General features: G+C 64.5%; 25 protein-coding genes (1 of these 25 running past the window's edge). 20 read left to right on the forward strand and 5 right to left on the reverse strand.

Translation table 11 applies throughout. The features are described from left to right. The first annotated feature begins 128 nt into the window (after nucleotides 1-128). From argJ to LB541_RS18460, 5 genes are all read left to right on the forward strand, one after another. Entirely contained in the window at nucleotides 129-1,370 is a 1,242-nt protein-coding gene (gene argJ, locus LB541_RS18440; protein WP_140565928.1) for a bifunctional glutamate N-acetyltransferase/amino-acid acetyltransferase ArgJ, read from the forward strand. A 28-nt stretch (nucleotides 1,371-1,398) separates the two neighbouring features. Then, nucleotides 1,399-2,151: a GNAT family N-acetyltransferase gene (locus tag LB541_RS18445; RefSeq protein ID WP_140500961.1), complete on the forward strand. Its 753-nt coding sequence runs from the start codon at nucleotides 1,399-1,401 to the stop codon at nucleotides 2,149-2,151. Nucleotides 2,152-2,159: 8 nt separating this feature from the next. Next, entirely contained in the window at nucleotides 2,160-2,582 is a 423-nt protein-coding gene (locus tag LB541_RS18450) for a (deoxy)nucleoside triphosphate pyrophosphohydrolase (protein ID WP_140525450.1), read from the forward strand. A 145-nt stretch (nucleotides 2,583-2,727) separates the two neighbouring features. Next, nucleotides 2,728-3,042 carry a hypothetical protein gene (locus LB541_RS18455; protein WP_140879503.1) on the forward strand — a complete coding sequence of 105 codons (315 nt, stop codon included), beginning with the start codon at nucleotides 2,728-2,730 and terminating at the stop codon, nucleotides 3,040-3,042. A gap of 109 nt (nucleotides 3,043-3,151) precedes the next feature. Beyond that, nucleotides 3,152-3,331, forward strand: coding sequence for a Flp family type IVb pilin (locus LB541_RS18460; RefSeq protein ID WP_140500916.1), 180 nt, complete (start codon nucleotides 3,152-3,154; stop codon nucleotides 3,329-3,331). 45 nt (nucleotides 3,332-3,376) lie between these two features. Here the strand turns inward: LB541_RS18460 and LB541_RS18465 are convergent, their stop codons facing one another. After that, the gene (locus LB541_RS18465; RefSeq protein ID WP_224619256.1) at nucleotides 3,377-4,249 is read right to left on the reverse strand and encodes a methyltransferase domain-containing protein; all 873 of its coding nucleotides are present in this window, start codon (nucleotides 4,247-4,249) and stop codon (nucleotides 3,377-3,379) included. Between the two features lie 65 nt (nucleotides 4,250-4,314). Here LB541_RS18465 and LB541_RS18470 point away from each other — a divergent pair, with 65 nt between their 5' ends. Genes LB541_RS18470 through LB541_RS18485 form a run of 4 tightly spaced genes read left to right on the forward strand, consistent with a single transcriptional unit; the run spans nucleotide 4,315 to nucleotide 6,705 of the window. Further along, complete coding sequence (locus LB541_RS18470) at nucleotides 4,315-5,115, forward strand: ComF family protein (RefSeq protein WP_224619296.1); 801 nt, start codon at nucleotides 4,315-4,317, stop codon at nucleotides 5,113-5,115. Nucleotides 5,116-5,142: 27 nt separating this feature from the next. Continuing rightward, nucleotides 5,143-5,412, forward strand: coding sequence for a glutaredoxin 3 (gene grxC / locus LB541_RS18475; RefSeq protein ID WP_224619257.1), 270 nt, complete (start codon nucleotides 5,143-5,145; stop codon nucleotides 5,410-5,412). Between the two features lie 10 nt (nucleotides 5,413-5,422). After that, the gene (locus LB541_RS18480; protein ID WP_140500919.1) at nucleotides 5,423-6,283 is read left to right on the forward strand and encodes a carbon-nitrogen hydrolase family protein; all 861 of its coding nucleotides are present in this window, start codon (nucleotides 5,423-5,425) and stop codon (nucleotides 6,281-6,283) included. Then, nucleotides 6,280-6,705: a DUF1178 family protein gene (locus tag LB541_RS18485; protein ID WP_140500920.1), complete on the forward strand. Its 426-nt coding sequence runs from the start codon at nucleotides 6,280-6,282 to the stop codon at nucleotides 6,703-6,705. The genes LB541_RS18480 and LB541_RS18485 overlap by 4 nt, the downstream gene beginning before the upstream one ends. A 4-nt stretch (nucleotides 6,706-6,709) precedes the next feature. Here LB541_RS18485 and LB541_RS18490 read toward each other — a convergent pair whose 3' ends face one another. Next, nucleotides 6,710-7,195, reverse strand: a complete 486-nt coding sequence (locus LB541_RS18490) for a MarR family winged helix-turn-helix transcriptional regulator (protein WP_140500921.1) — start codon at nucleotides 7,193-7,195, stop codon at nucleotides 6,710-6,712. Between the two features lie 98 nt (nucleotides 7,196-7,293). Between LB541_RS18490 and LB541_RS18495 the strand changes: the two genes are divergently transcribed. Continuing rightward, a complete protein-coding gene (locus tag LB541_RS18495; protein ID WP_140513841.1) occupies nucleotides 7,294-8,208 on the forward strand; it encodes a DMT family transporter in 915 nt (304 codons plus the stop codon). Nucleotides 8,209-8,213: 5 nt separating this feature from the next. On the opposite strand, the gene ubiG is transcribed toward LB541_RS18495, so the two are convergent. Then, nucleotides 8,214-8,963 (reverse strand): bifunctional 2-polyprenyl-6-hydroxyphenol methylase/3-demethylubiquinol 3-O-methyltransferase UbiG, encoded by a 750-nt coding sequence (gene ubiG / locus LB541_RS18500; protein ID WP_140513840.1) that lies wholly within the window; start codon nucleotides 8,961-8,963, stop codon nucleotides 8,214-8,216. Between the two features lie 214 nt (nucleotides 8,964-9,177). Between ubiG and LB541_RS18505 the strand changes: the two genes are divergently transcribed. From LB541_RS18505 to LB541_RS18545, 9 genes are all read left to right on the forward strand, one after another. Further along, a complete protein-coding gene (locus LB541_RS18505; RefSeq protein ID WP_140739724.1) occupies nucleotides 9,178-9,750 on the forward strand; it encodes a putative glycolipid-binding domain-containing protein in 573 nt (190 codons plus the stop codon). Nucleotides 9,751-9,960: 210 nt separating this feature from the next. Then, on the forward strand, nucleotides 9,961-11,214 hold the full coding sequence (locus LB541_RS18510) for an aspartate kinase (RefSeq protein WP_224619258.1): 1,254 nt from the start codon (nucleotides 9,961-9,963) through the stop codon (nucleotides 11,212-11,214). Nucleotides 11,215-11,294: 80 nt separating this feature from the next. Beyond that, on the forward strand, nucleotides 11,295-13,565 hold the full coding sequence (ptsP, locus tag LB541_RS18515) for a phosphoenolpyruvate--protein phosphotransferase (protein ID WP_140525455.1): 2,271 nt from the start codon (nucleotides 11,295-11,297) through the stop codon (nucleotides 13,563-13,565). A gap of 10 nt (nucleotides 13,566-13,575) precedes the next feature. After that, the gene (gene prfA / locus LB541_RS18520) at nucleotides 13,576-14,655 is read left to right on the forward strand and encodes a peptide chain release factor 1 (protein ID WP_140560198.1); all 1,080 of its coding nucleotides are present in this window, start codon (nucleotides 13,576-13,578) and stop codon (nucleotides 14,653-14,655) included. Then, a complete protein-coding gene (gene prmC / locus LB541_RS18525; RefSeq protein WP_224619260.1) occupies nucleotides 14,648-15,520 on the forward strand; it encodes a peptide chain release factor N(5)-glutamine methyltransferase in 873 nt (290 codons plus the stop codon). Before prfA ends, prmC begins: the two co-directional genes overlap by 8 nt. 304 nt (nucleotides 15,521-15,824) lie before the next feature. Further along, entirely contained in the window at nucleotides 15,825-16,751 is a 927-nt protein-coding gene (locus LB541_RS18530; protein WP_224619262.1) for a DUF4167 domain-containing protein, read from the forward strand. A gap of 218 nt (nucleotides 16,752-16,969) precedes the next feature. Next, a complete protein-coding gene (gene clpB / locus LB541_RS18535) occupies nucleotides 16,970-19,576 on the forward strand; it encodes an ATP-dependent chaperone ClpB (protein ID WP_224619264.1) in 2,607 nt (868 codons plus the stop codon). 61 nt (nucleotides 19,577-19,637) lie between these two features. Next, entirely contained in the window at nucleotides 19,638-19,997 is a 360-nt protein-coding gene (locus tag LB541_RS18540; RefSeq protein ID WP_140500941.1) for an MmcQ/YjbR family DNA-binding protein, read from the forward strand. Nucleotides 19,998-20,253: 256 nt separating this feature from the next. Next, nucleotides 20,254-21,741: a L,D-transpeptidase family protein gene (locus tag LB541_RS18545; protein ID WP_140500943.1), complete on the forward strand. Its 1,488-nt coding sequence runs from the start codon at nucleotides 20,254-20,256 to the stop codon at nucleotides 21,739-21,741. 113 nt (nucleotides 21,742-21,854) lie between these two features. Here the strand turns inward: LB541_RS18545 and LB541_RS18550 are convergent, their stop codons facing one another. After that, nucleotides 21,855-22,487: a TMEM175 family protein gene (locus LB541_RS18550; protein ID WP_140625592.1), complete on the reverse strand. Its 633-nt coding sequence runs from the start codon at nucleotides 22,485-22,487 to the stop codon at nucleotides 21,855-21,857. Between the two features lie 182 nt (nucleotides 22,488-22,669). Here LB541_RS18550 and LB541_RS18555 point away from each other — a divergent pair, with 182 nt between their 5' ends. Further along, nucleotides 22,670-24,223: an MFS transporter gene (locus LB541_RS18555; protein WP_140500947.1), complete on the forward strand. Its 1,554-nt coding sequence runs from the start codon at nucleotides 22,670-22,672 to the stop codon at nucleotides 24,221-24,223. 17 nt (nucleotides 24,224-24,240) lie between these two features. Here the strand turns inward: LB541_RS18555 and LB541_RS18560 are convergent, their stop codons facing one another. After that, nucleotides 24,241-24,695, reverse strand: partial view of a M23 family metallopeptidase gene (locus LB541_RS18560; protein ID WP_181168324.1) — the 3' end only. 1,516 nt of this gene lie beyond the right edge of the window; only the last 455 of its 1,971 coding nucleotides appear in the window; its start codon lies off the right edge, out of view — the gene reads right to left on this strand; its stop codon occupies nucleotides 24,241-24,243.

Consider the following 24,695-nt stretch of genomic DNA (forward strand, 5'->3'; position numbering starts at 1 on the left):
CAACGGAGCCGGCTGCGAACCGGTCAAGGCCAATTCCGGTTCTCACGCCGCCACCAAAACGCCTTGCGCGGGCGCGCCGTATCGGGCAAACCGGCGTTTCTCCGCCGATTTTTCCCGTCCGAGGTTCCATGTCCACGACGATTTCGCCGCTCGCGCCGAAGAAATACCCCAAGATGCCTGAGATCGAGGGGGTGCGCATCGCCACCGCCGAAGCGGGGATAAAATACAAGAACCGCACCGATCTCCTGGCCATGGTCTTCGAGCCCGGCACGGCGGTCGCCGGCGTGTTCACAAAGTCGAAATGCCCCTCGGCGCCAGTCGATTTCTGCCGGCAGAACCTTGCCGCGGGCAAGGCCCGGGTGCTCGTCGTCAATTCCGGCAACGCCAACGCCTTCACCGGCAAGAAGGGCCGGGACTCCACCGCGCTGACGGGCGAAGCGGCAGCCAAGGCTGCCGGCTGCACGCCAGGCGAGGTGTTCCTGGCCTCGACCGGCGTCATCGGCGAGCCGCTTGACACAACCAAGTTCAGCCATCTGCTGGCTGGTCTGGTCAGCAACGGCAAGCCCGACCTGTGGACCGAGGCGGCCAAAGCCATCATGACCACGGACACTTATCCGAAGGTGGCGACGCAGACCGTCAAGCTCGGTGACACCGATGTCACCATCAACGGTATTTCCAAGGGCGCCGGCATGATCGCACCCGACATGGCCACGATGCTGTCCTTTGTCGCCACCGATGCGCCGATCGCCGCCCCCGTGCTGCAGGATCTGCTGTCGCGCGGCACGGCCAAGACCTTCAACGCGGTGACCGTCGACAGCGACACCTCCACCAGCGACACGCTGCTGCTCTTCGCCACCGGAAAGGCCGCCAAACGCGGCGCGCCGGAGGTAACCGACCCCAAGGATGCCCGTCTGGGGGCGTTCCGCCGTGCGCTCGGCAAAGTGCTGAAGTCGCTGGCGCTGCAAGTGGTGCGCGACGGTGAGGGCGCCCGCAAGCAGGTCGAAGTCACCGTTACCGGCGCGAAATCGGCGCGCTCGGCCAAGCGCATCGCGCTCTCGATCGCCAATTCGCCGCTGGTCAAGACCGCGGTCGCCGGCGAGGACGCCAATTGGGGCCGCGTCGTCATGGCCGTCGGCAAGGCCGGCGAGCCGGCTGACCGCGACCGCCTGTCGATCTGGTTCGGCGACAACAGGCTGGCGCATGAGGGCGAGCGCGATCCGGCCTATTCGGAGGAAGCGACCTCGGCGTATATGAAGCGCGACGACATCCGCATCCGCGCCGATATCGGCATCGGCCGCGGCAAGGCGACGGTGTGGACCTGCGACCTCACCAAGGAATACGTCGCCATCAATGGCGACTACCGGAGCTGACGACTTGGTTTCCAAACATCCGGCCAGCATGCTGGCGACAGTGCGCCGCTATGAGGCGGCCGGGTTCCGCGCCTGGCCCGCGGCGGCAGTCCATTATGACGGCACCTGGGTGGTGCGGCTGACGGCCGGACATCCGGCCAAGCGGCTGAATTCGGTCAATCCGCTCGATCCCGGCGACACCCAGCACATCGCTGACCGCATCGGCCGCGCCAGCCGCCGTTTCGATGCCTATGGCAGGCCGCTGACCTTCCGCATGTCGCCGCTATCGGGTCCGGATCTCGCCAGCCATCTCGACCGCGAGGGTTGGAGTCGGTTCGACGAATCGCTGGTGATGCGGCTGCCGCTGGCCGATGCCCAGCTCGACGCCGCCATGGACCAGATCCCGTTGAAGGACATCAGCCGCTTCATCGGCGCGTCGCTCAAGGTCAGCGGCTCGGACGCGTCGCTGCGGCCAGGCCTGTCGGAGATCATCGGCGCCATCCAGCCCGAGGCCGGGCTGTTCGCGCTCGAGGCTGGAGCGGAACCACTGGCGACGCTGATCTGCGTCCATGACGGCGATCTCGCCGGCCTGTTCGAGGTCGCCACCGACAAGTCGGCACGCAACAAGGGCCACGGCCGAAACCTGATCCTGTCGGCGCTGAAATGGGCGCGGCTGCGCGGCGCGCGGGAAGCCTGGCTGCAGGTCGAGGCCGGCAATGTGCCGGCGCTGGCGCTCTATCATTCGCTCGGGTTCGACGAGGTCTATCGCTACCACTACCGCCGGCCGCCTGTTCATGGGTGAAATCGGGCATGAATGATGTGACGATCGCCGGCAAGCGCCTGCTCCTGGTCGCCGCCTGCGCCCTGGTCGACGCCGACGGGCGCGTGCTCCTGGCGCAGCGGCCCGAGGGCAAGCAGCTTGCCGGGCTCTGGGAGTTTCCCGGCGGCAAGGTCGAGCCCGGCGAGACGCCGGAGCAATGCCTTATCCGCGAACTCTATGAGGAGATCGGGATCGAGACCGACATCCCGTGCCTGGCACCGCTCACCTTCGCCAGCCATAGCTACGACGATTTCCATCTTTTGATGCCGCTTTTCATCTGCCGCCGCTTTCGCGGCATCGCCCAGCCGAAGGAGGGGCAGGCGCTGAAATGGGTGCGGCCCAGGCAGATGCGCGACTACCCGATGCCGCCGGCCGACGCTCCGCTGATCCCGTTCCTGATCGACCTCCTGTAGGCGAACAGAACCGCTAGCGGCCTGTGGCTGAGCGGAGCTGCGGGGCGCATAAGCCAGCATTAATGGAAGATTTATCTCATCATGAAAAATTGATGCAAGGCTGCCTCGTCGCGGCCGTGCCGGCGATTTTCTGGGGAGCGACAGCATGAGCCTAGACAGGGATTGGGATTCGATCCGGCCCGACCGCAGTTTTCGCGCCGCGGATGCGGGCATGGGCGTGCTGCGCGTCACGCTGCTGTTCGGTTCGGCCGCGGTGGCGCTGGCCCTGATCGCAACGCCCTTCCTCGACAGCCAGGCGCGCTCGCAATCGGCTCGGAATTTTGCCAGCGGTCTCGACATGACTGCCACTGGTTCGATCGCTCGTCGCGATACCTATACGGTGCGCCGCAGCGTGCTTCAGCCGCAGCCCGATTCGGTCTGCATCATCCGATCCGACGGCCGGACCAGCGGCGACTGCTGATCGGGTCCAAGACATTTTCAGAGGCGGCGGTTTCATCGCCTATTAAGCCTGTGCCGTTAACCTTTCTTAACAGGTCGGCGGTATGGTTCCGGCAAGAGGGATCGACGTGATGAAAACAGTGCTGCTGCGTTTCCTGAACGATGAAAAGGGCGCCACGGCCGTCGAATACGGCTTGATCGTCGCCGTACTGTCGCTGACGATCGTCGGCGGCATCAGCCAGGTCTTCAACGCGATCACCTGGCTGTTCAGCGACAATGGCAGCAGGCTTGCCAACGCTTTCGCACCTTGATCTGGCTGTCCGCGTCCGCGTCCGCGTCCGCGTCCGCGGACACTATCATTGCCCCTTGGGCTGCTCCAACACAGTCTTCAGCGAGATCTTGGCCGAACCCGGCTTGAGCGGCTTTTGCTGCGATGCATCGGGCGCCCAGCCGGACATCCAGACCATCGAAAAGCTTGCGCGGATGCGGCCGTCGGGATCCGAAAACCGCTCGGCGTAGATTTGCGCGGCGCGGGCGAACAGCTGGCGTGTGCCCGGCCGCCGGCTGCGATCGGCAAGCGCGCTGGTTTCGCCCATGGCGCGCAAATCGGCCATCAGGTTGAAAAGACTGTTATAGCGCACCGTCACCGTCTCGACATCGGCGACCGGCAGAGCGAGGCCGGCGCGCTGCAGCAGCGCTCCCGCGTCGCGAACGTCGGTGAACGGAATGACGCGCGGGCTGGCGCCGCCGTGAAGCTCGGTCTCGGCCGCCAGCAGGCTTTCACGCAATTCGCCGAGCGTGCCGGCGCCGGCGAAGGCGCCGAGGAAAAGCCCGTCCGGACGCAGCGCACGGCGGATCTGCACCAGCATGCCGGGAATGTCGTTCATGGCCTGCAGCGACAGGAGCGACACCGCCAGGTCGAGGCTTTGCGGCTCGAAGGGCACGGTTTCCAGCGGCGCGACCATGCCGGTGGAATCGCCCAGGAAAGCCGCATCCGCTTCGACACGGACGATATCCGCCACCTTGCCGCTCGCGGCGAGGATGTCGGCTGCGGCCGACGTCTGGCAAAACAGCACCGCTGCCCTGCTAAACCTGCGCTCCACGGCACCCAGCCGGTCGGCAAGGTCGTCGGCACTGCGCCGCATCAGGAAATCCGCGCCGCCGACCGGATGATGGAGCGCGCGCCGCTTGTGCGCCAGCCACAGTGAGGTGTCCATTATCGGCAGCAAACGGGCAGATCCTTGTTTGTCCATTCCCCGATGGAGTTGATATAGTGGCGCACAGCACCCACCACGTGGCCGATCCCATGCCCAAGATCAAGCCTCTGGACATCAGGAACCTTGCACGGTCGGCGGCGAACTGGCCGGCGCGCATCCTGTTCCCGCCTGTCTGCGCCGGCTGCCGCAGGCATGTCTCGCGGCCCGGCGTTCTGTGCGGCGCCTGCTGGCCGAAACTGCGCCTCCTAGAGCGGCCCTGGTGCCCGGTGATGGGCACGCCGTTCACCCACCATATGGGCGAGGGCTTTCTGTCCGCCGAGGCGATCGCCGATCCGCCGCCCTTCGAGCGGGCGCGGGCGGCCGTCGCCTATTCCGGCGTCGCCCGCCAGATGGTGCAGGGGCTGAAGTACCAGGATCGCACCGACCTGGCGCCGTGGATGGCGCGCTGGATGTTGCGCGCGGGCGCTGACCTCATTGCCGAGGCGGATGTGGTGGTGCCGGTGCCGCTGCACTGGCGCCGCTTCTTCAGGCGGCGGTTCAACCAGTCGGCGGAATTGGCGAGGGCGGTCTGCGAGCTCAGCGGCCTGTCTTTCGCACCCTCGGCCATGCGGCGTGTCAAGCTCACGCGCCAGCAGGTCGGGCTGGAGCGCAAGGACCGCGAGGACAACGTGCGGGCCGCCTTTCGCGTGCCTGCCGAAGCGGAAATCGAGATCGCCGGCCGCCGCGTGCTTTTGATCGACGACGTCTACACCACGGGTGCCACGGTTCGCGCCGCCAGCAAGGCGCTGAAAAAAGCAGGGGCCGGCGCCGTCGACGTGCTGACCTTCGCACGCGTGCTGCCGGGGGACTTTCGGGCCGACGAGTCCACGACTATATAAGTCGGCAACAAACAGTGGAAATTCGTCATGGTCGACGTCACCATCTATACACGCATGATGTGCGGCTACTGCACGGCCGCCAAGCGGCTGCTCGAGCGCAAGGGCGTCGCCTATACGGAGCATGACGCGTCGTTTTCGCCGGAACTGCGCCAGGAGATGATTTCCCGCGCCCATGGCCGCACGACCTTTCCGCAGATTTTCGTCGGCGACACGCATGTCGGCGGCTGCGACGACCTCCACGACCTGGAGGCGCAAGGCCGGCTGGACAAGTTGCTCGCCAATGGTTCGACGAATTGAGGATATGACGATGGGTGTTTTCAAGGCGGCCGCGATCCAGATGCGTTCGGGCGAGAGGCCAGAGCGCAACGCAATCGAGCTCGAGCGGCTGGTGCGCGAAGCAGCCGGCCAGGGGGCCACCTACATTCAGACACCGGAAATGACCGGAGCGCTGGTGCGTGACAAGAAGGCCGCGTCTTTCACCTCAGAGGACAAGGACATCATCGTCGGGACCGCCCGCCGACTGGCCCGCGAACTTGGCGTCCACCTGCATATCGGCTCGACCGCCATCCTGCGCGCCGACGGCAAGCTCGCCAACCGGGCGCTGCTGTTCGGTCCGGACGGCGCCACGCTCGCCTCCTATGACAAGATCCATATGTTCGACGTCGATCTCGACAATGGCGAGAGCTGGCGCGAATCCGCGACCTACGAGCCCGGCACGGAGGCGGTCGTCACGACCATCGAAGGCGCCAAGCTGGGCTTTGCCGTCTGTTATGACCTGCGGTTTCCGCAACTGTTCCGCGCCGAGGCGCTAGCCGGCGCCGACCTGCTTTCCGTGCCCGCCGCCTTCACCCGCCAAACCGGCGAGGCGCATTGGCACGTGCTGCTCAGGGCCCGCGCCATCGAGAACGGCGCCTATGTCGTGGCCGCTGCGCAAGGCGGCCTTCACGAGGACGGCCGCGAAACCTATGGCCATTCGCTGATCGTCGATCCGTGGGGCCGCGTCATCGCGGAGGCGGCGCACAATGAGCCGGCGGTGATCGTCGCCGAGATCGACCCGGCGCAGTCGCTGGCGGCGCGCAAGAAGATCCCCAATCTGAAAAATGCGCGGGATTTCGCTGTCAATGCCGGTTCGTCCGAGACATCGCGTCTCAGGGGAGCGGCCTCTTGATCCGCTTCTCCCTGATCTGCGAAAACGAGCACGAGTTCGAGGGCTGGTTCCGCAGCAATGACGATTTCGACACGCAAAAGAAGCGTGGCTTCGTCGATTGCCCGAGCTGCGGCTCGCACAAGGTGGAGAAAGCCCTGATGGCGCCGGCCGTGTCGACGGCGCGCAAGCAGGAAACGATAGCGCTCGCCATGGGCGAGGCGCAGAAGCAGGCGCTGGCGCAACTGAAGGCAATGGCCGAGAAGGTTCGCGAGAATGCCGATTACGTCGGCGACAAATTCGCCGAGGAAGCGCGCAAGATCCATTTCGGCGAGACCGACCCGCGCGGCATCTATGGCGAGGCGACGCTGGAGGAGGCCAAGAGCCTGGCCGAGGACGGCGTCGAGTTCATGCCGATCCCGGTGTTTCCGGAGGATCGGAACTGAGCGGTCAGCTTACGCTGCCGATCAATTTTTCAAGCAGGCGCGAAAGCGTTTCCCGTTCGGCTTGCGTCAGGCCGGAAAGAATCTCGTGCTCGTTGGCGACGTGGGCAGCAATGGCCTCGTCGATCAAAGCGAGGCCTTTTTCAGTCAGCCGCACGACGATGCCGCGCCGGTCGTTGGGATGCGGACCACGCACGATCAACCCTGAGGTTTCGAGCCGGTCGAGCCGGTTGGTCATGGCGCCCGAGGTCACCATCGTCGCCTCGTAAAGGGCGGTCGGGGTCAGCGCGTAGGGCGCGCCCGAGCGGCGCAACGTGGCCAGCACGTCGAATTCGCCGGCCTGCAATCCATAGCGCGCAAACAACGGCGCGAGGCGCTCGCGGGCAATCAGCGAGGATGCTTCATTCAACCGCCCGATCACGCCCATCGGCGAGACGTCAAGGTCCGGCCTCTCCCTGTTCCATTGTTCGATCGCCTTTGCCGCCCTGTCCATCTATTCTGCCATGTATCTTGACGTTAAGAATCTTTTCGTTATCTTATCGGAAAATGAAGTGGCGGCCAAGTGCCGGCGACGATGACGAGGACCATCAGATGAAATTTCTCTGGGATTCGGCGCTTGGCCTGCTGGTCGTGACGGGCGCCCTGCTTGGCCTGACGCTGCCGTTCGGCAAGCTTGCGACCGCCGCCGGCGTTCCGGCCATGGTCTGGGCCTTCGTCATCTCGCTCGGTGCCGGCGGCGTGCTGTTGCTGGCTCTCCTGCTGCGTGGCGAGCGCATCAAGCTTACGGCGCGCAAGCTGCGCTATTTCTTCGTCACGGCGGCGGTGTCCTATGCCTTTCCCAACCTCTTGATGTTTTCGGCCATCCCGCATCTCGGCGCGGGATATACGGGCATCATGTTCACGCTATCGCCGGTGATCACGCTCGTGTTCTCGATCTTGCTTGGCGTTCGGCGCCCCAACCTGCTCGGCGTCATCGGCATTGCGGTCGGCTTCATCGGTGCGGTCATGGTCGCGCTTACACGCGGCGAAGCTGGCCAACCGGCCGATTATTTCTGGGTAACGATCGGATTGCTGATCCCGGTCAGCCTTGCCGCGGGCAACATCTACCGCACCGTCGACTGGCCCGAAGGAACCGGCCCGATCGAGCTTGCCGTGGGCAGCCATCTGGCGTCGGCGACCTTGCTTCTCCTCGGCATCCTGACGCTTTTCGGCTGGCAAGCGTTTGTTCCGCTGGGCGCGGTACCGCCTGTGGTCGTCGCGCAGATGGCGTCGGCTTCGGCAATGTTTGCCTTCTTCTTCCGGCTGCAGGCGGTGGGCGGCCCGGTCTATCTCAGCCAGATCGGCTATGTGGCGGCGGCCGTCGGGCTGTTCGCGGGCACGATCTTCCTCGGCGAGCACTATCAACTGCTGACCTGGGCAGGCGCTGTCATCATCACGGCCGGCGTGTTTATCACCACCAAGGCGCAAAGCGGGACCAGCGCGAGGGCGCAGAGTCAGGCGGCGTGAGCCGTTCAGACCGTGCCCTTTTCCGCCAGCACCATATAGTTGACGTCCATGTCTTTCGACCGCTGCCAGCGGTCGGCGAGCGGGTGGTAGACGACGCCGGTGCGGTCGATGACGGTCAGGCCGGCGCCGCCGAGCGCCTTTTCCAGCTCTTCCGGGCGCACCAGCTTGCCGAACTGATGAGTGCCGCGCGGCAGCCAGCGCAGCACATATTCGGCGCCGATGATGGCCAGCCCTAGCGCCTTCAGCGTGCGGTTGATCGTGGCCACGAACATGATGCCGCCGGGCTTGACCATCTCGCCGCATTTGGCGACGAACAGGTCGATGTCGGCGACATGCTCGACCACTTCCATATTGAGGATAACGTCGAATTTTTCGCCGGCGTCGGCCAGGTCCTCGGCCGTGGTGGCGCGGTAGTCGATCGTCACGCCGACTTCGGCGGCGTGCAATTTGGCCACTTCGATATTGGTGGCGGAAGCATCGGCGCCGACCACTTCGGCGCCAAGCCGCGCCATCGGCTCGCACAGCAGGCCGCCGCCGCAACCGATGTCGAGAAAGCGCAGGCCCTCGAATGGCCGTGCCGCGCGCGGATCGCGGCCGAAGCGCGTTGCCACCTGGTCGCGTATATAGGCAAGCCGGATGGGGTTGAACTTGTGCAGCGGCCGGAACTTGCCGTTCGGGTTCCACCATTCGGCGGCAAGGGCGGAAAAGCGCTCCACTTCTCCGGCATCGATCGTCGATCGTCGGGGCTCTGGCATCGATTGGTCTCCTCGGACGCTAGCAAGTCGGGCGTGGGGGAGGGAAAGTCAAGGCTGCATTTTCGTCTGCTGACGGTGCGCGGGCCGGCACTGCCGACAAGCGCCCTCTATTGCCGGCGGCGCCCTGTCAGGACGTGTCAGCTCAGGGAGCACCTCGGCCGAAACAAAAAAGCGGCGGCGTGCGAAAAAAGGAAAATCGTGTTGAAAAAAGGAGATGGCCGTGATTCAGACCGCATCGATCCTTTGGCGCAGGCTCGACCTTGAAGGTCACGATTCCTGCATGCTCTCGCAGCGGCCCGGCGGGCACCGCCTGAAGGGGCAGGCCATCTTCCTGCAAGACGACAGGCCGTGTTGCATCACCTATGAGGTGGATTGCGATGCCGGCTGGCACACGCGCTCGGCACGTGTCGAGGGCTTTCTCGGCCCGCAAGAGCTTTCCCTGGGGATCGAGCGCCATACTGACGGCTCCTGGGCGCTGAATGACGAGCCGCAGCCGGAGGTGGCCGGCCTGATAGACGTCGACCTCGGCTTCACGCCGGCTTCGAACCTCCTGGCGATCCGCCGGTTCGCGCTCGCCGTCGGCGAGGCGACGCCCGCGCCGGCCGCCTATCTGGCCTTTCCCGAGCTCAGAATGACGCGGCTCGACCAGACCTACAGGCGCCTCGACGCGGCCCGCTACACGTATGCCGCGCCGGCGTTCGGCTATGAGGCGGTTCTGGAGGTCTCTCCACTCGGCTTCGTGCTCGACTATCCGGATTTGTGGAAGAGCGTCGCCCGCCCGGGCTGAGGTCCGCCGCTCTGAGAGCCTTGCCGGTAGCGGCGCTGCGCAAAATGGAGTTCCAGTCCAGCAGGCACGTGGCGCCCTTCTTGTGCGCCATCGCTTGCGAAGCCTGGATGTTTTGGCTAAGGAGGCCGCGCATTCAGCGGCCGGCGCCAGCCGGGCGCTTTCCTCGGTTTTCGGCGCAGAGCCGGCTTCAGTCAAAGGCATTTCGCTTCCATGGCGCGCATCGTGATGAAATTCGGCGGAACCTCCGTCGCCGACATCGCCCGCATCCGCAATGTGGCGCGTCACGTCAAACGGGAGGTCGATGCCGGTCACGAGGTGGCGGTGGTGGTCTCGGCGATGGCCGGCAAGACCAACGAACTGGTCGGCTGGACGCGCGAGGCCTCGCCGATGCACGACGCGCGCGAATATGATGCCGTGGTTGCGTCCGGCGAGCAGGTGACGGCAGGCCTCCTGGCGATCACCTTGCAGAACATGGGTGTGCACGCCCGCTCCTGGCAGGGCTGGCAGATCCCGATCAAGACCGACAACGCGCATGGCGCGGCACGCATCCTCGACATCGACGGCGCCTTCCTGGTCAAGCGCTTCGGCGAGGGCCAGGTGGCCGTCATCGCAGGTTTCCAGGGCATCGGACCGGACAACCGCATCGCAACGCTTGGTCGTGGCGGCTCCGACACCAGCGCGGTGGCGATCGCGGCCGCCGTCAAGGCCGACCGCTGCGACATCTATACCGACGTCGACGGCGTCTACACCACCGATCCGCGCATCGAGCCGAAGGCGCGGCGGCTGGCCAAGATATCGTTCGAGGAAATGCTTGAAATGGCCTCGCTCGGCGCCAAGGTTCTGCAGGTGCGATCGGTCGAGCTTGCCATGGTGCACAGGGTGCGTACCTTCGTGCGGTCGTCCTTCGACGATCCCGACGCGCCCGGAATGGGGGATTTGCTCAATCCGCCCGGAACGCTTATTTGCGACGAGGAAGAAATCGTGGAACAGCAGGTCGTCACCGGAATTGCCTATGCCAAGGACGAGGCGCAGATTTCGCTGCGCCGTGTCGGCGACCGGCCGGGCGTTGCCGCCGGCATCTTCGGGCCGCTGGCCGAGGCCAACATCAACGTAGACATGATCGTCCAGAACATTTCCGAGGACGGCAAGCTTACCGACATGACCTTCACCGTGCCCTCCGGAGACGTGGACAAGGCGCTGGCCGTGCTCGACCGGCTGAAGGCCGATGTCGGCTACGACGTCGTGCAGTCGGAAGCCGGCATGTCGAAGGTCTCGGTCATCGGCATCGGCATGAGAAGCCATGCCGGCGTTGCCGCCACCGCCTTCAAGGCGCTGGCCGAGAAGGCAATCAACATCCGCGCCATCACCACCTCCGAGATCAAGATTTCGATACTGATCGACGGTCCGTACACGGAACTCGCGGTTCGCACTTTGCATTCCGTCTACGGTCTGGATAAGCAGTAGCAGACTGAATCAGTTGTTGCGTGCGTGCCGGCGGCGGCCGAAACTGCGCCGGCAGGAAGCCTATTGGAGAAGAAGCCGCGATGCGTGACCCGGCCAGTGGCCCGCGCGTTCTGCTGAAACGGCTCCGCGAGCTCATGCAGGAGCCGCTGGAGCCGCAGGAGCGGCTCGACCGCATCGTGCGCGACATCGCCTCCAACATGGTCGCCGAAGTGTGCTCGCTCTATGTGCTGCGCGCCGATTCCGTGCTCGAACTCTACGCCACCGAAGGCCTGAACCCGAACGCGGTGCACCTGGCGCAGCTCAGGCTGGGGCAAGGCCTGGTCGGCACGATTGCCGCCAGCGCGCGGCCGCTCAACCTGTCCAATGCGCAGGAACATCCGGCCTTCGCCTACCTGCCGGAAACCGGGGAAGAGATCTACAATTCCTTCCTCGGCGTGCCGGTGCTCAGGGCAGGGCGCACGCTGGGCGTGCTGGTGGTGCAAAACAAGACCATGCGCCATTACCGCGACGACGAGGTCGAGGCGCTGGAAACCACCGCGATGGTGATCGCCGAGATGATCGCCACCGGCGATCTGGCGCGGCTGACGCGGCCCGGCCTCGAGCTCGATCTGCGCCGCCCGGTCAGCTTCACCGGCCTGTCCTTCAACGAGGGCGTCGGGCTCGGTCATGTCGTGCTGCACGAGCCGCGCATCGTCGTCACCAACCTGTTCAACGAGGACAGCGAAGAGGAAGTCCGCCGGCTCGAGGCATCGCTCGGTTCGCTCAGGCTTTCCATCGACGACATGCTCGAGCGCCGCGACGTCGCCTTCGAGGGCGAGCATCGCCAGGTGCTGGAAGCCTACCGCATGTTCGCCAACGACCGCGGTTGGGTCCGGCGGCTGGAAGAGGCGATCCGCAACGGCCTGACGGCGGAAGCTGCGGTCGAAAAAGTGCAGAGCGACATGCGCGCCCGCATGCTGCACATGACCGATCCTTATCTGCGCGAGCGGATGAGCGATTTCGACGACCTCGCCAACCGGCTTCTGCGCCAGCTGATGGGACGCGGGCCTGATGATGTCGCGGCCTCGCTGCCGAAGGATGCCATCATCGTCGCCCGCTCGATGGGCGCCGCCGAACTGCTCGATTATCCCCGGGACAAATTGCGCGGGCTGGTGCTCGAGGATGGCGCGGCCACTAGCCACGTCGTCATCGTCGCGCGCGCCATGGGCATTCCAGTCGCCGGGCAGATGAAGGGCGCCGTTTCCATGGCGGAAAACGGCGATGCCATCATCGTCGACGGCGAGGAAGGCGCGATCCATCTTCGTCCGCAGTCGGATCTCGAAGCCGCCTATGCCGAAAAGGTGCGGTTCCGGGCGCGCCGGCAGGAAGTCTACCGCGAACTGCGCAAGAAGCCGTCGGTGACCAAGGATGGCGTTGCGGTCGACCTTTTGATGAATGCCGGGCTTGCAGTCGACCTGCCGCAACTGGCCGAATCGGGTGCCGCCGGGATCGGCCTGTTCCGCACCGAATTGCAATTCATGGTCGCCTCGACCTTTCCCCGTGCCGAGGCGCAGGAGCGGCTCTACCGCGACGTGCTCGATGCCGCGCGCGGCAAGCCGGTCACCTTCCGCACCATCGATATCGGCGGCGACAAGGTGCTGCCCTATTTCAAAGGCGCCATCCAGGAAGAGAACCCGGCTCTCGGCTGGCGGGCGATCCGCCTGACGCTGGACCGTCCGGGATTGCTGCGCACCCAGATCCGCGCCCTGCTGAAAGCCTGCGGCGGGCGGGAGCTCAAGCTGATGCTGCCGATGGTCACCGAGCTCGGCGAGATCGCCCAGGCGCGCGAAATCATCGACCGCGAGGTGCGGCATCTGTCGCGCTTTGCCCATCATTTGCCGACCAGCCTCAAGCTCGGGGCAATGTTGGAGGTGCCGTCCCTCCTGTTCCAGCTTGACGAGTTGATGAAGGCGGTCGACTTCGTCTCGGTCGGCTCGAACGACCTGTTCCAGTTCGTGATGGCGGTCGACCGCGGCAACACGCAGCTTTCCGATCGCTTCGACACGTTGTCGACGCCGTTCCTGCGGGTGCTCAAGACCATCGCCGATGCCGGCGCCCGCAACCACACGCCCGTCACACTCTGCGGCGAACTCGCCGGCAAGCCGATCTCGGCAATGGCGCTGGTCGGCCTCGGTTTCCGTTCTATCTCGATGTCGCCCGCTTCGATCGGTCCGGTCAAGGCGATGCTGACCGAATTGCCGCTGGAGGCGTTGAAAGCGTTCTTCGACGACAATCTGATGGCGCCGGCCCAGGGGCTGCCGATGCGGGCGCTGCTGCAGGCCTTTGCCGACGACCGCTCAATTCCGTTATAGCACCTTTGCAATGATCTCCCTTCCCCGCGACCGCATGGATCAAGTCGTCAAGCGTTTCGAAATGCTCGAAGCGCAGATGTCGGCCGGCCCGGCGCCGGAGGCCTATGTTAAGATGGCATCGGAATATGCCGAGCTCCAGGAGATGGTTGCCAAGGTCAGAGCCTTGCGCTCGGCCGAGCAGGAGCAGGCCGATCTCGAGGCGATGCTCGCCGACAAGGGCACCGATGCCGAGATGCGGGCGCTCGCCGAGGCCGACCTGCCAGAGGTCGATGAGCGCATCGAAGCGTTGCAGAAGGACATCCAGATCCTGCTCTTGCCCAGGGATGCGGCCGATGACAAGAACGCCATCCTGGAAATCCGCGCCGGCACCGGCGGCGACGAGGCAGCATTGTTCGCCGGCGACCTGTTTCGCATGTATGAGCGCTATGCCGCTTCGCGTGGCTGGCGGTTCGAGACGGTATCGGCCAGCGAGGGCGATGCCGGCGGCTATAAGGAAATCATCGCCACGGTTTCCGGCAAGGGGGTTTTCGCGCATCTGAAATTCGAGTCCGGCGTCCACCGGGTGCAGCGCGTGCCCGCGACCGAGGCCAGCGGACGCATTCACACCTCGGCGGCGACGGTAGCCGTGCTGCCGGAGGCGGAGGAAGTCGACATCGACATCCGGGCCGAAGACATCCGCATCGACACGATGCGCGCGTCGGGCTCGGGCGGCCAGCACGTCAACACCACCGATTCGGCAGTGCGCATCACCCATTTGCCGACCGGCATCATGGTGGTGCAGGCGGAGAAATCGCAGCACCAGAACCGGGCCAAGGCCATGCAGATCCTGCGGGCCCGGCTCTACGACCTGGAACGCAGCAAGGCCGATGAGGAGCGCTCGGAATCGCGCAAGTCGCAGGTCGGCTCCGGCGACCGCTCGGAACGCATCCGCACCTACAATTTTCCGCAAGGCCGCGTCACCGATCATCGCATCAACCTGACGCTCTACAAGCTCGACCGGGTGATGATGGGCGAACTCGACGAAGTCATCGACGCTCTGATCGCCGATCACCAGTCGAAGCTGCTCGCCGATATCGGTCTTGATGGCTGATCCTTTGCCCCAGGCGCTGGGGCCGCTGCTGCGGGCAGCGCGAGCGCGCCTGGCCGCGGTCGATGATCCCGCGCTCGATGCAAGACTGATCGTGGAGCACTTTTCAGGTACGACCCGCACGCAGGCCATTGCCGATCCCGAACATGCGGTCGATGCCGCTGCTCTTGTCCAGATCGACCGCGCCTTGAGGCGCCGCGCGGGCGGCGAGCCCGTGCACCGCATCCTGGGCTATCGGGAGTTCTACGGGTTGCGGCTGTCGCTGTCGCCGGAAACGCTCGAGCCGCGGCCCGACACCGAAACGCTGGTCGAGGCCATACTGCCCTTTGTCAGGGCAACCGTCATGCGCGAGGGCGAGTGCCGCATCCTCGATCTGGGAACCGGCAGCGGAGCCATCGCGCTGGCGCTGCTCAGCGCCGTGCCGGCAGCGATTGCCACCGGGGTCGACCTCTCGGAAGGGGCGTTGAGGACGGCAACGCGCAATGCCGCGAAATTGGGGCTTGGCGACCGGTTCACGGCGCTGCTGTCCGACTGGTTTGAAAAAGTTTCTGGTCGATACCATGTAATTGTCGCAAACCCTCCCTATATACGATTGGAAGACATCGGAAATCTGCAGGATGAAGTCCGCGATTTCGACCCGCGCCTGGCCCTGGATGGCGGCGCGGATGGGTTGGCCCCTTACAGGGTCATCGCCGCTGAGGCGGCTAAGTTTCTAGAAGCCGGAAGCAGGATTGCGGTCGAGATCGGCTACACACAGCACATCGAGGTCACCGCTATATTTCGCTCGTCCGGCTATGCGGTCGCTGGTGCGTTTGGCGACCTCGGCGGAAACGACAGGGTTCTTGTCTTTCAACGGGGAAAGCCTTGACGCAGTGCGAAAAAAACCGCTTGGCAATGCCGGGGAATGCGGCTAGGGTCGCGTTAACCGGATGAGACGAAGCAGGCAGTGCTCTTAGCGATTCGGTTTTCCTTGGAAATAGCTGCCTTCTTGCGCAAACGACGCCCAAGCTTCGTGCGGGAATCGTCCGGCAAGTGATGTAACCGGAACAGGATGGCACGTGGCGCCAACGCAATTGATGCGGGCGAACGCCGGTGAAGAAACGAAACGGCTGGCTGCATGAGCGCCACCGTTCGTGAAGAGTTTTCGAAAATTTCAATATGAAGAGAGTCGAATGAGGCCACAACAGCAGAACAGGCGCATGCGCGGTCGCAACAACAATGGCGGCGGCGGCAACAACAACAATAACAACAACCGCAAGGGGCCAAATCCCCTGACGCGCAACTACGAGAGCAACGGCCCGGACGTGAAGATCCGTGGGTCTGCTCAGCAGATCGCTGAAAAGTACGCCACCCTTGCCCGTGATGCGCAAAGCTCCGGCGACCGGGTGATGGCGGAGAACTATCTCCAGCACGCCGAGCACTATAATCGCATCATTGCGGCCGCGCAGGCGCAGATGCCGATCCAGAACGTCCAGCAGAATCGCGACGAATTCGACGATGATGGCGATGAGGATCGCGACGAGTTCGACAATGCCGGCAACGCCGGCAACAACGTTGCGGATGCGCCGGTTCCGGTGATCAATCACGGCGCGGGTCCGCAGCCGGTTATCGAAGGCATGCCGGCCGAAGTCGCGCTGAACCGGGAAAACGGCCGCGATCGTGATAATAATGGCGGGCGCAACAGTGGCGGCCGCGACAATAATGGCGGACGCCATCGCGACCGCCGCCCCAATGGCGGCTATGGCCAGAACAGCCAGCGCGGCGATTATGGTTCGTCCGCCGAGCAGGGTGCCCAGCAGCAGCGCAACGAGACGGCCGAACAGGCCGAGGCCGTCACGCCAGCCGAATCCCTCGCGCCGGTCGAGCAGGCGGCGCCACTGTTCGAGAACCTGTCGCCGGCCGGGCTCGCTGCCCAGGCCGAACTCAATGAGACGGCCGCGGGGACTAGTCCCAGCCGTCGTCCGAGGCGTCCGCGCCGCCCGCGCGGCAATGCCGACCAGATCACCAGCGGCAACGACAATGCCGACGCTGGCGAGGTGGCGGCGGCCCCGGTCGACAATGGCAACGCCGACCCCGCGATCGCCGACATCGACAACTGAGCGGCGACGCCTCGATACATTGAACGGCGGAGAGAAATCTCCGCCGTTTTCGTTTGCGCGGCCGTGGAATATTATGCCTTCGCAGACATCGAGATGTCTTGAGGGTTCGCGGGTTGCGCACCATATCAGCCTCAACTGGACCCGGCTCTCACGGGCGGGTCCGTCACCGCAAACTGATCCGGTGCCGCAAAGCGGGCCGGTGATGGAAGGAGACAGGTATGAATCTCGAGAAATACTCGGAGCGCGTGCGCGGCTTCATCCAATCCGCGCAGACCATGGCGCTCTCGCGCAACCACCAGCAATTCACCCCCGAACATATCCTGAAAGTGCTCGTCGATGACGACGAGGGTCTGGCTGCGTCGCTCATCGAGCGCGCCGGCGGCAGCGTCCGCGACGTCAAGCTCGGCATCGAGACGGCACTCGAAGCGATGCCCAAGGTGGAGGGCGGCAACGGCCAGCTCTATCTGGCACAGCCGTTGGCCAAGGTGTTTTCGACGGCCGAGGAACTGGCCAAGAAGGCCGGCGACAGCTTCGTCACGGTCGAAAGGCTGCTGACCGCGCTGGCGGTCGAGAAATCGGCCAAGACATCAGACATACTGGCCAAGGCCGGCGTTACCGCGCAGGCGCTCAACCAGGTGATCAACGATGTCCGCAAGGGCCGCACCGCCGATTCGGCGAATGCCGAACAGGGCTATGACGCGCTGAAGAAATACGCGCGCGATCTCACCGCCGATGCCCGCGCCGGCAAGCTCGATCCGGTCATCGGCCGCGACGACGAGATCCGCCGCACCATCCAGGTGCTGTCGCGCCGCACCAAGAACAATCCGGTGCTGATCGGCGAGCCGGGCGTCGGCAAGACGGCGATTGCAGAAGGCCTGGCGCTGCGTATCGTCAATGGCGACGTGCCGGAATCGCTGAAGGACAAGCAGCTGATGGCGCTCGACATGGGCGCGCTGATCGCCGGCGCCAAATATCGCGGTGAGTTCGAGGAGCGGCTGAAGGCCGTGCTTTCCGAGGTCACTGCCGCTGCCGGCGGGATCATCCTGTTCATCGACGAGATGCACACCCTGGTCGGCGCCGGCAAGGCGGACGGCGCCATGGATGCGTCCAACCTTCTGAAGCCGGCGCTGGCGCGCGGCGAACTGCACTGCGTCGGCGCCACCACGCTCGACGAATACCGCAAGCATGTGGAGAAGGATGCCGCACTCGCCCGCCGCTTCCAGCCGGTCTTCGTCGAGGAGCCGACGGTGGAGGACACGGTCTCCATCCTGCGCGGCCTGAAGGAGAAATACGAACAGCACCACAAGGTGCGCATTTCCGATTCGGCGCTGGTCGCGGCGGCGACGCTGTCCAACCGCTACATCGCCGACCGGTTCCTGCCGGACAAGGCGATCGACCTCGTCGACGAAGCCGCTTCGAGGCTTCGCATGCAGGTCGATTCCAAGCCCGAAGCGCTGGACGAGATCGACCGCCGCATCATGCAGCTCAAGATCGAGCGCGAAGCGCTGAAGGTCGAGAAGGACGAGGCTTCGAAGGACAGGCTTGCCCGGCTCGAGAAGGACCTCGCTAGCCTTGAGGAGGAATCGACCGAGATGACCTCGAAATGGCAGGCAGAGAAGCAGAAGCTCGGGCTCGCCGCCGATCTCAAGAAGCAACTTGACGAGGCGCGCAACGAACTGGCCATCGCCCAGCGCAAGGGCGAGTTCCAGCGCGCCGGCGAGCTTGCCTATGGCAAGATCCCGGAACTGGAAAAGAAGCTGAAGGAAGCCGAGGCCCAGGACGGCAAGGCTGGCATGGTCGAGGAAGTGGTCACGCCCGATCATGTCGCCCACATCGTCTCGCGCTGGACCGGAATTCCGGTCGACAAGATGCTGGAAGGCGAGCGCGACAAGCTGTTGCGCATGGAAGACGAGATCGGCAAGCGCGTCGTCGGCCAGGGCGAGGCGGTGCAAGCGGTTTCCAAGGCAGTGCGGCGCGCTCGCGCCGGCCTGCAGGATCCGAACCGGCCGATCGGCTCGTTCATGTTCCTCGGCCCGACCGGCGTTGGCAAGACCGAACTGACCAAGGCGCTGGCGAACTTCCTGTTCGACGACGAGAGCGCGATGGTGCGCATCGACATGTCGGAGTTCATGGAGAAGCATTCGGTTGCCCGATTGATCGGCGCGCCTCCCGGCTATGTCGGTTATGAGGAAGGCGGCGCGCTGACCGAAGCGGTGCGGCGCCGGCCCTATCAGGTCGTGCTGTTCGACGAGATCGAGAAAGCGCATCCCGACGTGTTCAACGTGCTCCTGCAGGTGCTCGACGACGGCCGGCTCACCGATGGGCAGGGCCGCACGGTCGACTTCCGCAACACGCTGATCATCATGACGTCGAACCTCGGCGCCGAATACCTGGTCAATCTCGGCGAGGACCAGGATGTCGACCAGGTTCGCGACGAAGTGATGAACGTCGTCAAGGCGTCGTTCCGGCCGGAGTTCCTCAACCGCGTCGACGAGGTGATCCTGTTCCATCGGCTGCGCCGGCAGGATATGGGCCGCATCGTCGAAATCCAGCTCAAGCGGCTGGAAGACCTGCTGGTCGACCGCAAGATCACGCTGTCGCTGGACCAGGAGGCGATCGACTGGCTGGCATCCAAGGGTTACGACCCTGCCTATGGCGCGCGGCCGTTAAAGCGGGTGATGCAGAAAGACCTGCAGGATCCGCTGGCTGAGAAGATCCTGCTCGGCGAGATCCTCGACGGCTCGACCGTCAAGGTGACCGCTGGCTCCGACCGGTTGAATTTCCGTTCGAAGCCGACGGTCGTCGCGACCGAAGCGGCAGCCTGATTGAACGCCGCGCGCCCAGGACGGGCGCGCGGCTTTTCCGCGTCTTTCGGCAGGAGCACGCATGACGCTGGACGACTATAACGGCTTCTGCGCCTCGCTGCCCGCCACATCGCATGTCGTCCAGTGGGGCGGCGCCCATGTCTGGAAGGTCGGCGCCAAGGTCTTTGCCATCGGCGGCTGGAGCGAGGGCCGCGATCCTTTCATCACCTTCAAATGCTCCGACATTGCCTATGATGTGCTGAAGGAGCAGCCGGGCTTGCGGCCCGCACCCTATCTTGCCTCGCGCGGCATGAAATGGATCCAGCGCCAGACAAGCCAGAGCATGGATGATGGCGCGCTGAAGGATTACCTGCGCGAGAGCCATCGTCTTGTCGCCCTGAAGTTGACGAAGCAGGCGCGAAAGGAACTGGGACTTGCCTGAGGCTAAAGCGCGTCACGCTCGACGGATTCAGGCGACGCGCTTTAGCTTTTTGTTCTATGCATATCTTTCGCCCCAAACCGGGCCGCTTTTGGATAATATGCATTTAGCTGATATTCGTCGAGGCGCCGGAAAACCGCCATCTTCATGCCCGGTTCATATTGGAACCTTATGGTCGGGCGGTGGTTCGCTGGCGAAGGACTCGCTACGCGCGAAAGCCGCCGGCGACGGCAATTACGGACCGGAGAGTTTGCCCACGATGTTGCGGACGATCTTCACCCTTTCGGCACTTGCGGCCGGACTGGCGTTTTCAAGCGCGTTCGCCGCGCCGACCGAGGACGCTTCGCCGCGGGTCGTCCGCCCCGCTGACGGCGGCATCCTGCTGGCCCAGGACGGCAATCTCGACATCTATTACGACGCCAGGGGCAACCGCGTCATCGTCGATGCGGACACGGGCAAGGTCATCGCCATCCAACCGCCGCAGACCAGGCTCGACCGACGCGCGCTGCGCCGCGAGACACGGCTGCGCGAACTCGGCCGCGTTCCCGCCGACGACGACCGCTACTATCTCGACGATCCGGAAGACATGGCACGCTTCCGCCGCAGGCAGATGGAAGACGAAGGCCGGGTCATCGCGCCGCCCGTCCAGGGATATGATCCCTATGGCGACAATTCCGTCGAGGCCTACCCGCCGGCCCCCGGCGGCGACGGCGTCTACGACAACTATCCGGAAGCGCCCCAGCCGGCAACGCCGCCCTCCATCAAGCGCCAGCCGCTGAACGAGGCCTCGATAGAGCCGGTCGAGCCCACGGCTCCCGCCGCGCAGCCGGCGCCCGCAGACGAGGCGGGATTACCGCCGAAAGCAGGCGGCAAGACTGTGGTCGACCCGTCGCTTTCGCTCGGAGCACGCCAGGATGTCGCGGCTCTGCAGGTGCTGCTTGATCGCGGCGGCGCTTCGCCTGGCGTCATCGACGGGCGCTTCGGTTCGAATGTCGACAAGGCGCTGGCTGCCTACAACCAGATCACCGGCAGCAATCTGCGATCGACCGACGCCGTCGGCATCCAGGCGGCCCTTGCACAATCGGGCGGCGATGCCTTGGCCAACTACACGATCACGCCGGAGGATGCGGCCGGTCCCTATGTTGCGTCGATCCCGGAAGATTACAGCCAGAAGGCGCAGCTCGACCGCATGGGCTATACGTCGGTCACGGAAGCGCTTGCCGAGCGCTTCCACATGGACGAGAACTATCTCAAGGCGCTCAACCCGGAGGCCAATTTCAACCGTCCCGGAACGATCATCAAGGTTGCCAATTTCGGCAGACTGGTGTCGTCGCCGGTGGCTCGTATCGTCGCCGACAAGGGCAAGAAAGAGGTCTTTGCCTATGATACGGCGGGCAAGCTGGTCGCGGCCTATCCCGCCACCATCGGCTCGTCCGACACGCCGTCGCCGTCCGGCATTCATGCCGTGTCCCGTGTCGCGCTCGATCCGAACTACACCTACAACCCCAACATCAATTTCAAACAGGGCGAGAACAATAAGGTCCTGACCATTCCGCCCGGCCCGAATGGCCCTGTCGGCTCGGTGTGGATCGCGTTGGACAAGCCGACCTACGGCATCCATGGCACGCCGGATCCCTCGAAGATCGGCAAGACCGAAAGCCATGGTTGCGTGCGACTAACCAATTGGGATGCCCGCGAGCTGGCCAAGCTGGTTTCGCCCGGCGTGACGGTGGAATTCGTCGACTGAGACGATGCGGCGTTCGTCGCTGGTTAGAGCGGTTCAGTGTTCGATGGACTTCCGAGCCGCTCCGGCGCTGCGCGCTTTTCCCGGGAAACCGCCACGTTTTTCCTGGAATTGCTCTACCCGATCATCCTGCGCAACCATTTCGCGCTCGGTGTCGCGGCATAAATCAGCTGCACCATGAGAATGAAGCCGACGCTGAGCAGCGGGGTGACCAGACAGAGCAGGGCGCCGACCGCCCACAGAAGCTGCGCCTTGACGATGCGCAGGTAGACCGTGCGTTTCGTTTCGACGTCGACATCATCCGCCAGAAGGCCATTTTTCTCCGCATAGCGCCAGCTGGCGATCAGGGTGACGCCGAGCATCAGCAGATTGAGCCAATAGACGGCGACCGCGGTTCTGAATTCGAGGAAGTCGGCCAGAAGATCGGTCGAGAACGGCAGCAGGGCGATAAAGGCGAGAAAGCACAAATTGAGCGTTGCCAGCCGCCTGTCGGATCTGGTGATCAACCCATGCTGCGCCTGCTGGCCGAACCAGAAGATGGTCAGCGTCAGGAAGGAAAGCGCATAGGTCAGGAAGCGCGGCGCCAACGCCAGGACGGCGTCGAGGAGATCGCCTTCGGAATGGATCGCCTCGTGCGTCGGTACACGAATCTCCAGAACGATCAGGGTCAGCGCGATGGCGAAGACGCCGTCGGTCAGCCCGACGACGCGGTGGAGCCCGGACTGGGATGGTTCGAGCGGTCGCTTCATCGATTTTCTCCCCTGTCTGATCGGCTCCGTCCGATGCCGCGTGAAAGCTTAGCATGCCGGCGCTTGTTTGCACCTGCGTGGGCCGGCACCTGCCAATGCGGCCAGGTGGCTGCGCAGCTGGTTTCAACGACCGGGACCGCTGGCTGGTTGTTGCAGGCGCGCCGCGGGTTTATGCAGGTTGCATGCATTCACCGAGCAAAGCCGCTGCCGTCCCGCCGCCGACCGCCAACGGTACGTTCTGCCCGCAGTCGCAGCGGCGCTATGTGCTGATCGCCGCGATCCTGGCTTCAGCGCTTGGTTTCATCGACGGTTCGATCCTTGCCATCGCCACGCCGGCAATCCGCGTCGATCTCGGCGCCAGCCTGGCGCAAGCGCAGTGGATATCCAATGCCTATGGGCTGACGCTTTCGGCGCTCATCCTTGCCGGCGGTGCTGCGGGCGACCGCTTCGGCCTGCGCCGCGCCTTCGTCGCCGGCATCGCGCTGTTCATCGCCGCTTCATTGGCCTGCGCGCTGGCGCCCAATCCGGCGGTGCTGATCGCGTTTCGTGCAATCCAGGGCGTCGGCGCTGCGATCATGGTGCCGGGAAGCCTTGCCATCATCGCCAAGGCCTATCCGAAAAAGGAGCGCGGCCGCGCAATCGGCATCTGGGCCGCCGCTTCGGCGCTGACCACGGCACTCGGTCCGGTGCTGGGCGGTTTCGTGTTGTCGACCCTTGGCAATGGAATCTGGCGTGCGATATTTGCCATCAACCTGCCGCTTGGGCTGGTTTCGATCTACCTGCTGCTCGCCAAGATCCCGGCGGATCGGCCGACCGAAAAGCGCAGCCTCGATCTTGGCGGCGCGGCGCTGGCGACACTGGCCTTCGGGTTGCTGGCCTACGGGCTGACGGCGATGAACGCGGAGGCTGCCGGATTCATGTCGGGTTCGGCAATCGTTGCCGGCGTGGTCCTGCTTTTCGTCTTCATTTTCTACGAGCGCCGGCAGCGCGAGCCGATGATCGATCTCAATCTGTTTCGCATCGGCGCCTTCGCCGGCGCCAATCTCGCGACCTTCTTTCTCTATTTCGCGCTGTCGGCCAATCTTTTCTACCTGCCCATGCTTTTGATCGCCGGCTGGGGGCTGAGCACGGCCGAGGTCGGCTTCATCTTCCTGCCGCTGTCTGCATTGATCGCACTGCTGTCTGGGCCTGTCGGCCAGTGGTCCGACCGGATCGGACCGCGTTTTCCGATCGCCAGCGGCAGTCTGGTGGTTGCCTTCGCCTTCGCCGGGCTTGGCTTGTTGACGCATGCCGGTATCCACAATTTCTGGACCGGAACATTTCCGCTGATGGCGCTGATGGGGTTCGGCATGGCGCTGGTGGTGTCGCCGCTGTCGACCGCGATCATGACGGCGGTGGAAGACAAGGATACGGGCGCGGCCTCCGGTATCAACAATGCCGTCTCGCGCATAGGCGGCCTGATTGCGGTTGCGGCTATGGGGTCGCTTGCCGCCTGGGTCTACGCGAAGGCCCTGGATGGCAGCGCCTTGCCCGGCGTGCCGGGGTTCGGTGAACCGGCGACGACCGGACTGGCCCCGGCTGTCGACGCCGCACGGCTTGCCGCCAGCGACGCCGCATTCTCGGCTGTTTCCTTTGTAACGGCGCTGCTTTGCCTGCTTTCGGCTGTCATCGCCTGGATGACGATTTCAGGCGAATCATTGCCATGGCGCCGGCCCGCCGAAAACCCTCGCGACTGACGGGTGGATCGAAGGAACTATCCTTCGATCTTGGCGCTCGCGACCTTCAGCGAATCACTGTCTTCCTGCTTCAGCAGGTCGTCGATGCGCTCGCGTTCACGCTTGAAGGCGACAAGGTCCTCGCCCTTCAACACCTTGCCGACGGGCAGGCGGACGCGCATCGGATCGACCTTGGTGCCATTGACGATCAGCTCGTAGTGAAGATGCGGGCCGGTGGCGAGGCCGGTCTGGCCGAGATAGCCGATGGTCTGGCCTTGGCGGACGTGAACGCCCGGTTCGATGCCTTTGGCAAAAGCGCTCTGGTGATTGTAGGAGGTCTCATAGCCGTTGGCATGGCGAATGATGATCTGCTTGCCATAGCCGCCGGCCCAGCCGACCTTCTCGATGACGCCATTGCCCGCGGCGATGATCGGCGTGCCGATGGGGGCTGCCCAGTCGACGCCGGTATGCATGCGGACATAGCCGAGGATCG

The sequence above is a fragment of the Mesorhizobium sp. BR1-1-15 genome (assembly GCF_020165475.1).
GTDB lineage: Bacteria > Pseudomonadota > Alphaproteobacteria > Rhizobiales > Rhizobiaceae > Mesorhizobium.

What these genes read in the sequence shown, in the direction of transcription:
- argJ (WP_140565928.1), top strand. Translation starts at nt 129, where the DNA reads ATGTCCACGACGATTTCGCCGCTCGCGCCGAAGAAATACCCCAAGATG.
- LB541_RS18460 (WP_140500916.1), top strand. Translation starts at nt 3,152, where the DNA reads ATGAAAACAGTGCTGCTGCGTTTCCTGAACGATGAAAAGGGCGCCACG.
- prmC (WP_224619260.1), top strand. Translation starts at nt 14,648, where the DNA reads ATGGCTGATCCTTTGCCCCAGGCGCTGGGGCCGCTGCTGCGGGCAGCG.
- LB541_RS18545 (WP_140500943.1), top strand. Translation starts at nt 20,254, where the DNA reads ATGTTGCGGACGATCTTCACCCTTTCGGCACTTGCGGCCGGACTGGCG.
- LB541_RS18495 (WP_140513841.1), top strand. Translation starts at nt 7,294, where the DNA reads ATGAAATTTCTCTGGGATTCGGCGCTTGGCCTGCTGGTCGTGACGGGC.
- LB541_RS18550 (WP_140625592.1), bottom strand. Translation starts at nt 22,487, where the DNA reads ATGAAGCGACCGCTCGAACCATCCCAGTCCGGGCTCCACCGCGTCGTC.
- clpB (WP_224619264.1), top strand. Translation starts at nt 16,970, where the DNA reads ATGAATCTCGAGAAATACTCGGAGCGCGTGCGCGGCTTCATCCAATCC.
- LB541_RS18450 (WP_140525450.1), top strand. Translation starts at nt 2,160, where the DNA reads ATGAATGATGTGACGATCGCCGGCAAGCGCCTGCTCCTGGTCGCCGCC.
- LB541_RS18505 (WP_140739724.1), top strand. Translation starts at nt 9,178, where the DNA reads ATGGCCGTGATTCAGACCGCATCGATCCTTTGGCGCAGGCTCGACCTT.
- LB541_RS18555 (WP_140500947.1), top strand. Translation starts at nt 22,670, where the DNA reads ATGCATTCACCGAGCAAAGCCGCTGCCGTCCCGCCGCCGACCGCCAAC.
- LB541_RS18445 (WP_140500961.1), top strand. Translation starts at nt 1,399, where the DNA reads ATGCTGGCGACAGTGCGCCGCTATGAGGCGGCCGGGTTCCGCGCCTGG.
- LB541_RS18490 (WP_140500921.1), bottom strand. Translation starts at nt 7,195, where the DNA reads ATGGACAGGGCGGCAAAGGCGATCGAACAATGGAACAGGGAGAGGCCG.
- ptsP (WP_140525455.1), top strand. Translation starts at nt 11,295, where the DNA reads ATGCGTGACCCGGCCAGTGGCCCGCGCGTTCTGCTGAAACGGCTCCGC.
- LB541_RS18530 (WP_224619262.1), top strand. Translation starts at nt 15,825, where the DNA reads ATGAGGCCACAACAGCAGAACAGGCGCATGCGCGGTCGCAACAACAAT.
- grxC (WP_224619257.1), top strand. Translation starts at nt 5,143, where the DNA reads ATGGTCGACGTCACCATCTATACACGCATGATGTGCGGCTACTGCACG.
- ubiG (WP_140513840.1), bottom strand. Translation starts at nt 8,963, where the DNA reads ATGCCAGAGCCCCGACGATCGACGATCGATGCCGGAGAAGTGGAGCGC.
- LB541_RS18455 (WP_140879503.1), top strand. Translation starts at nt 2,728, where the DNA reads ATGAGCCTAGACAGGGATTGGGATTCGATCCGGCCCGACCGCAGTTTT.
- LB541_RS18480 (WP_140500919.1), top strand. Translation starts at nt 5,423, where the DNA reads ATGGGTGTTTTCAAGGCGGCCGCGATCCAGATGCGTTCGGGCGAGAGG.
- LB541_RS18540 (WP_140500941.1), top strand. Translation starts at nt 19,638, where the DNA reads ATGACGCTGGACGACTATAACGGCTTCTGCGCCTCGCTGCCCGCCACA.
- LB541_RS18510 (WP_224619258.1), top strand. Translation starts at nt 9,961, where the DNA reads ATGGCGCGCATCGTGATGAAATTCGGCGGAACCTCCGTCGCCGACATC.
- prfA (WP_140560198.1), top strand. Translation starts at nt 13,576, where the DNA reads ATGATCTCCCTTCCCCGCGACCGCATGGATCAAGTCGTCAAGCGTTTC.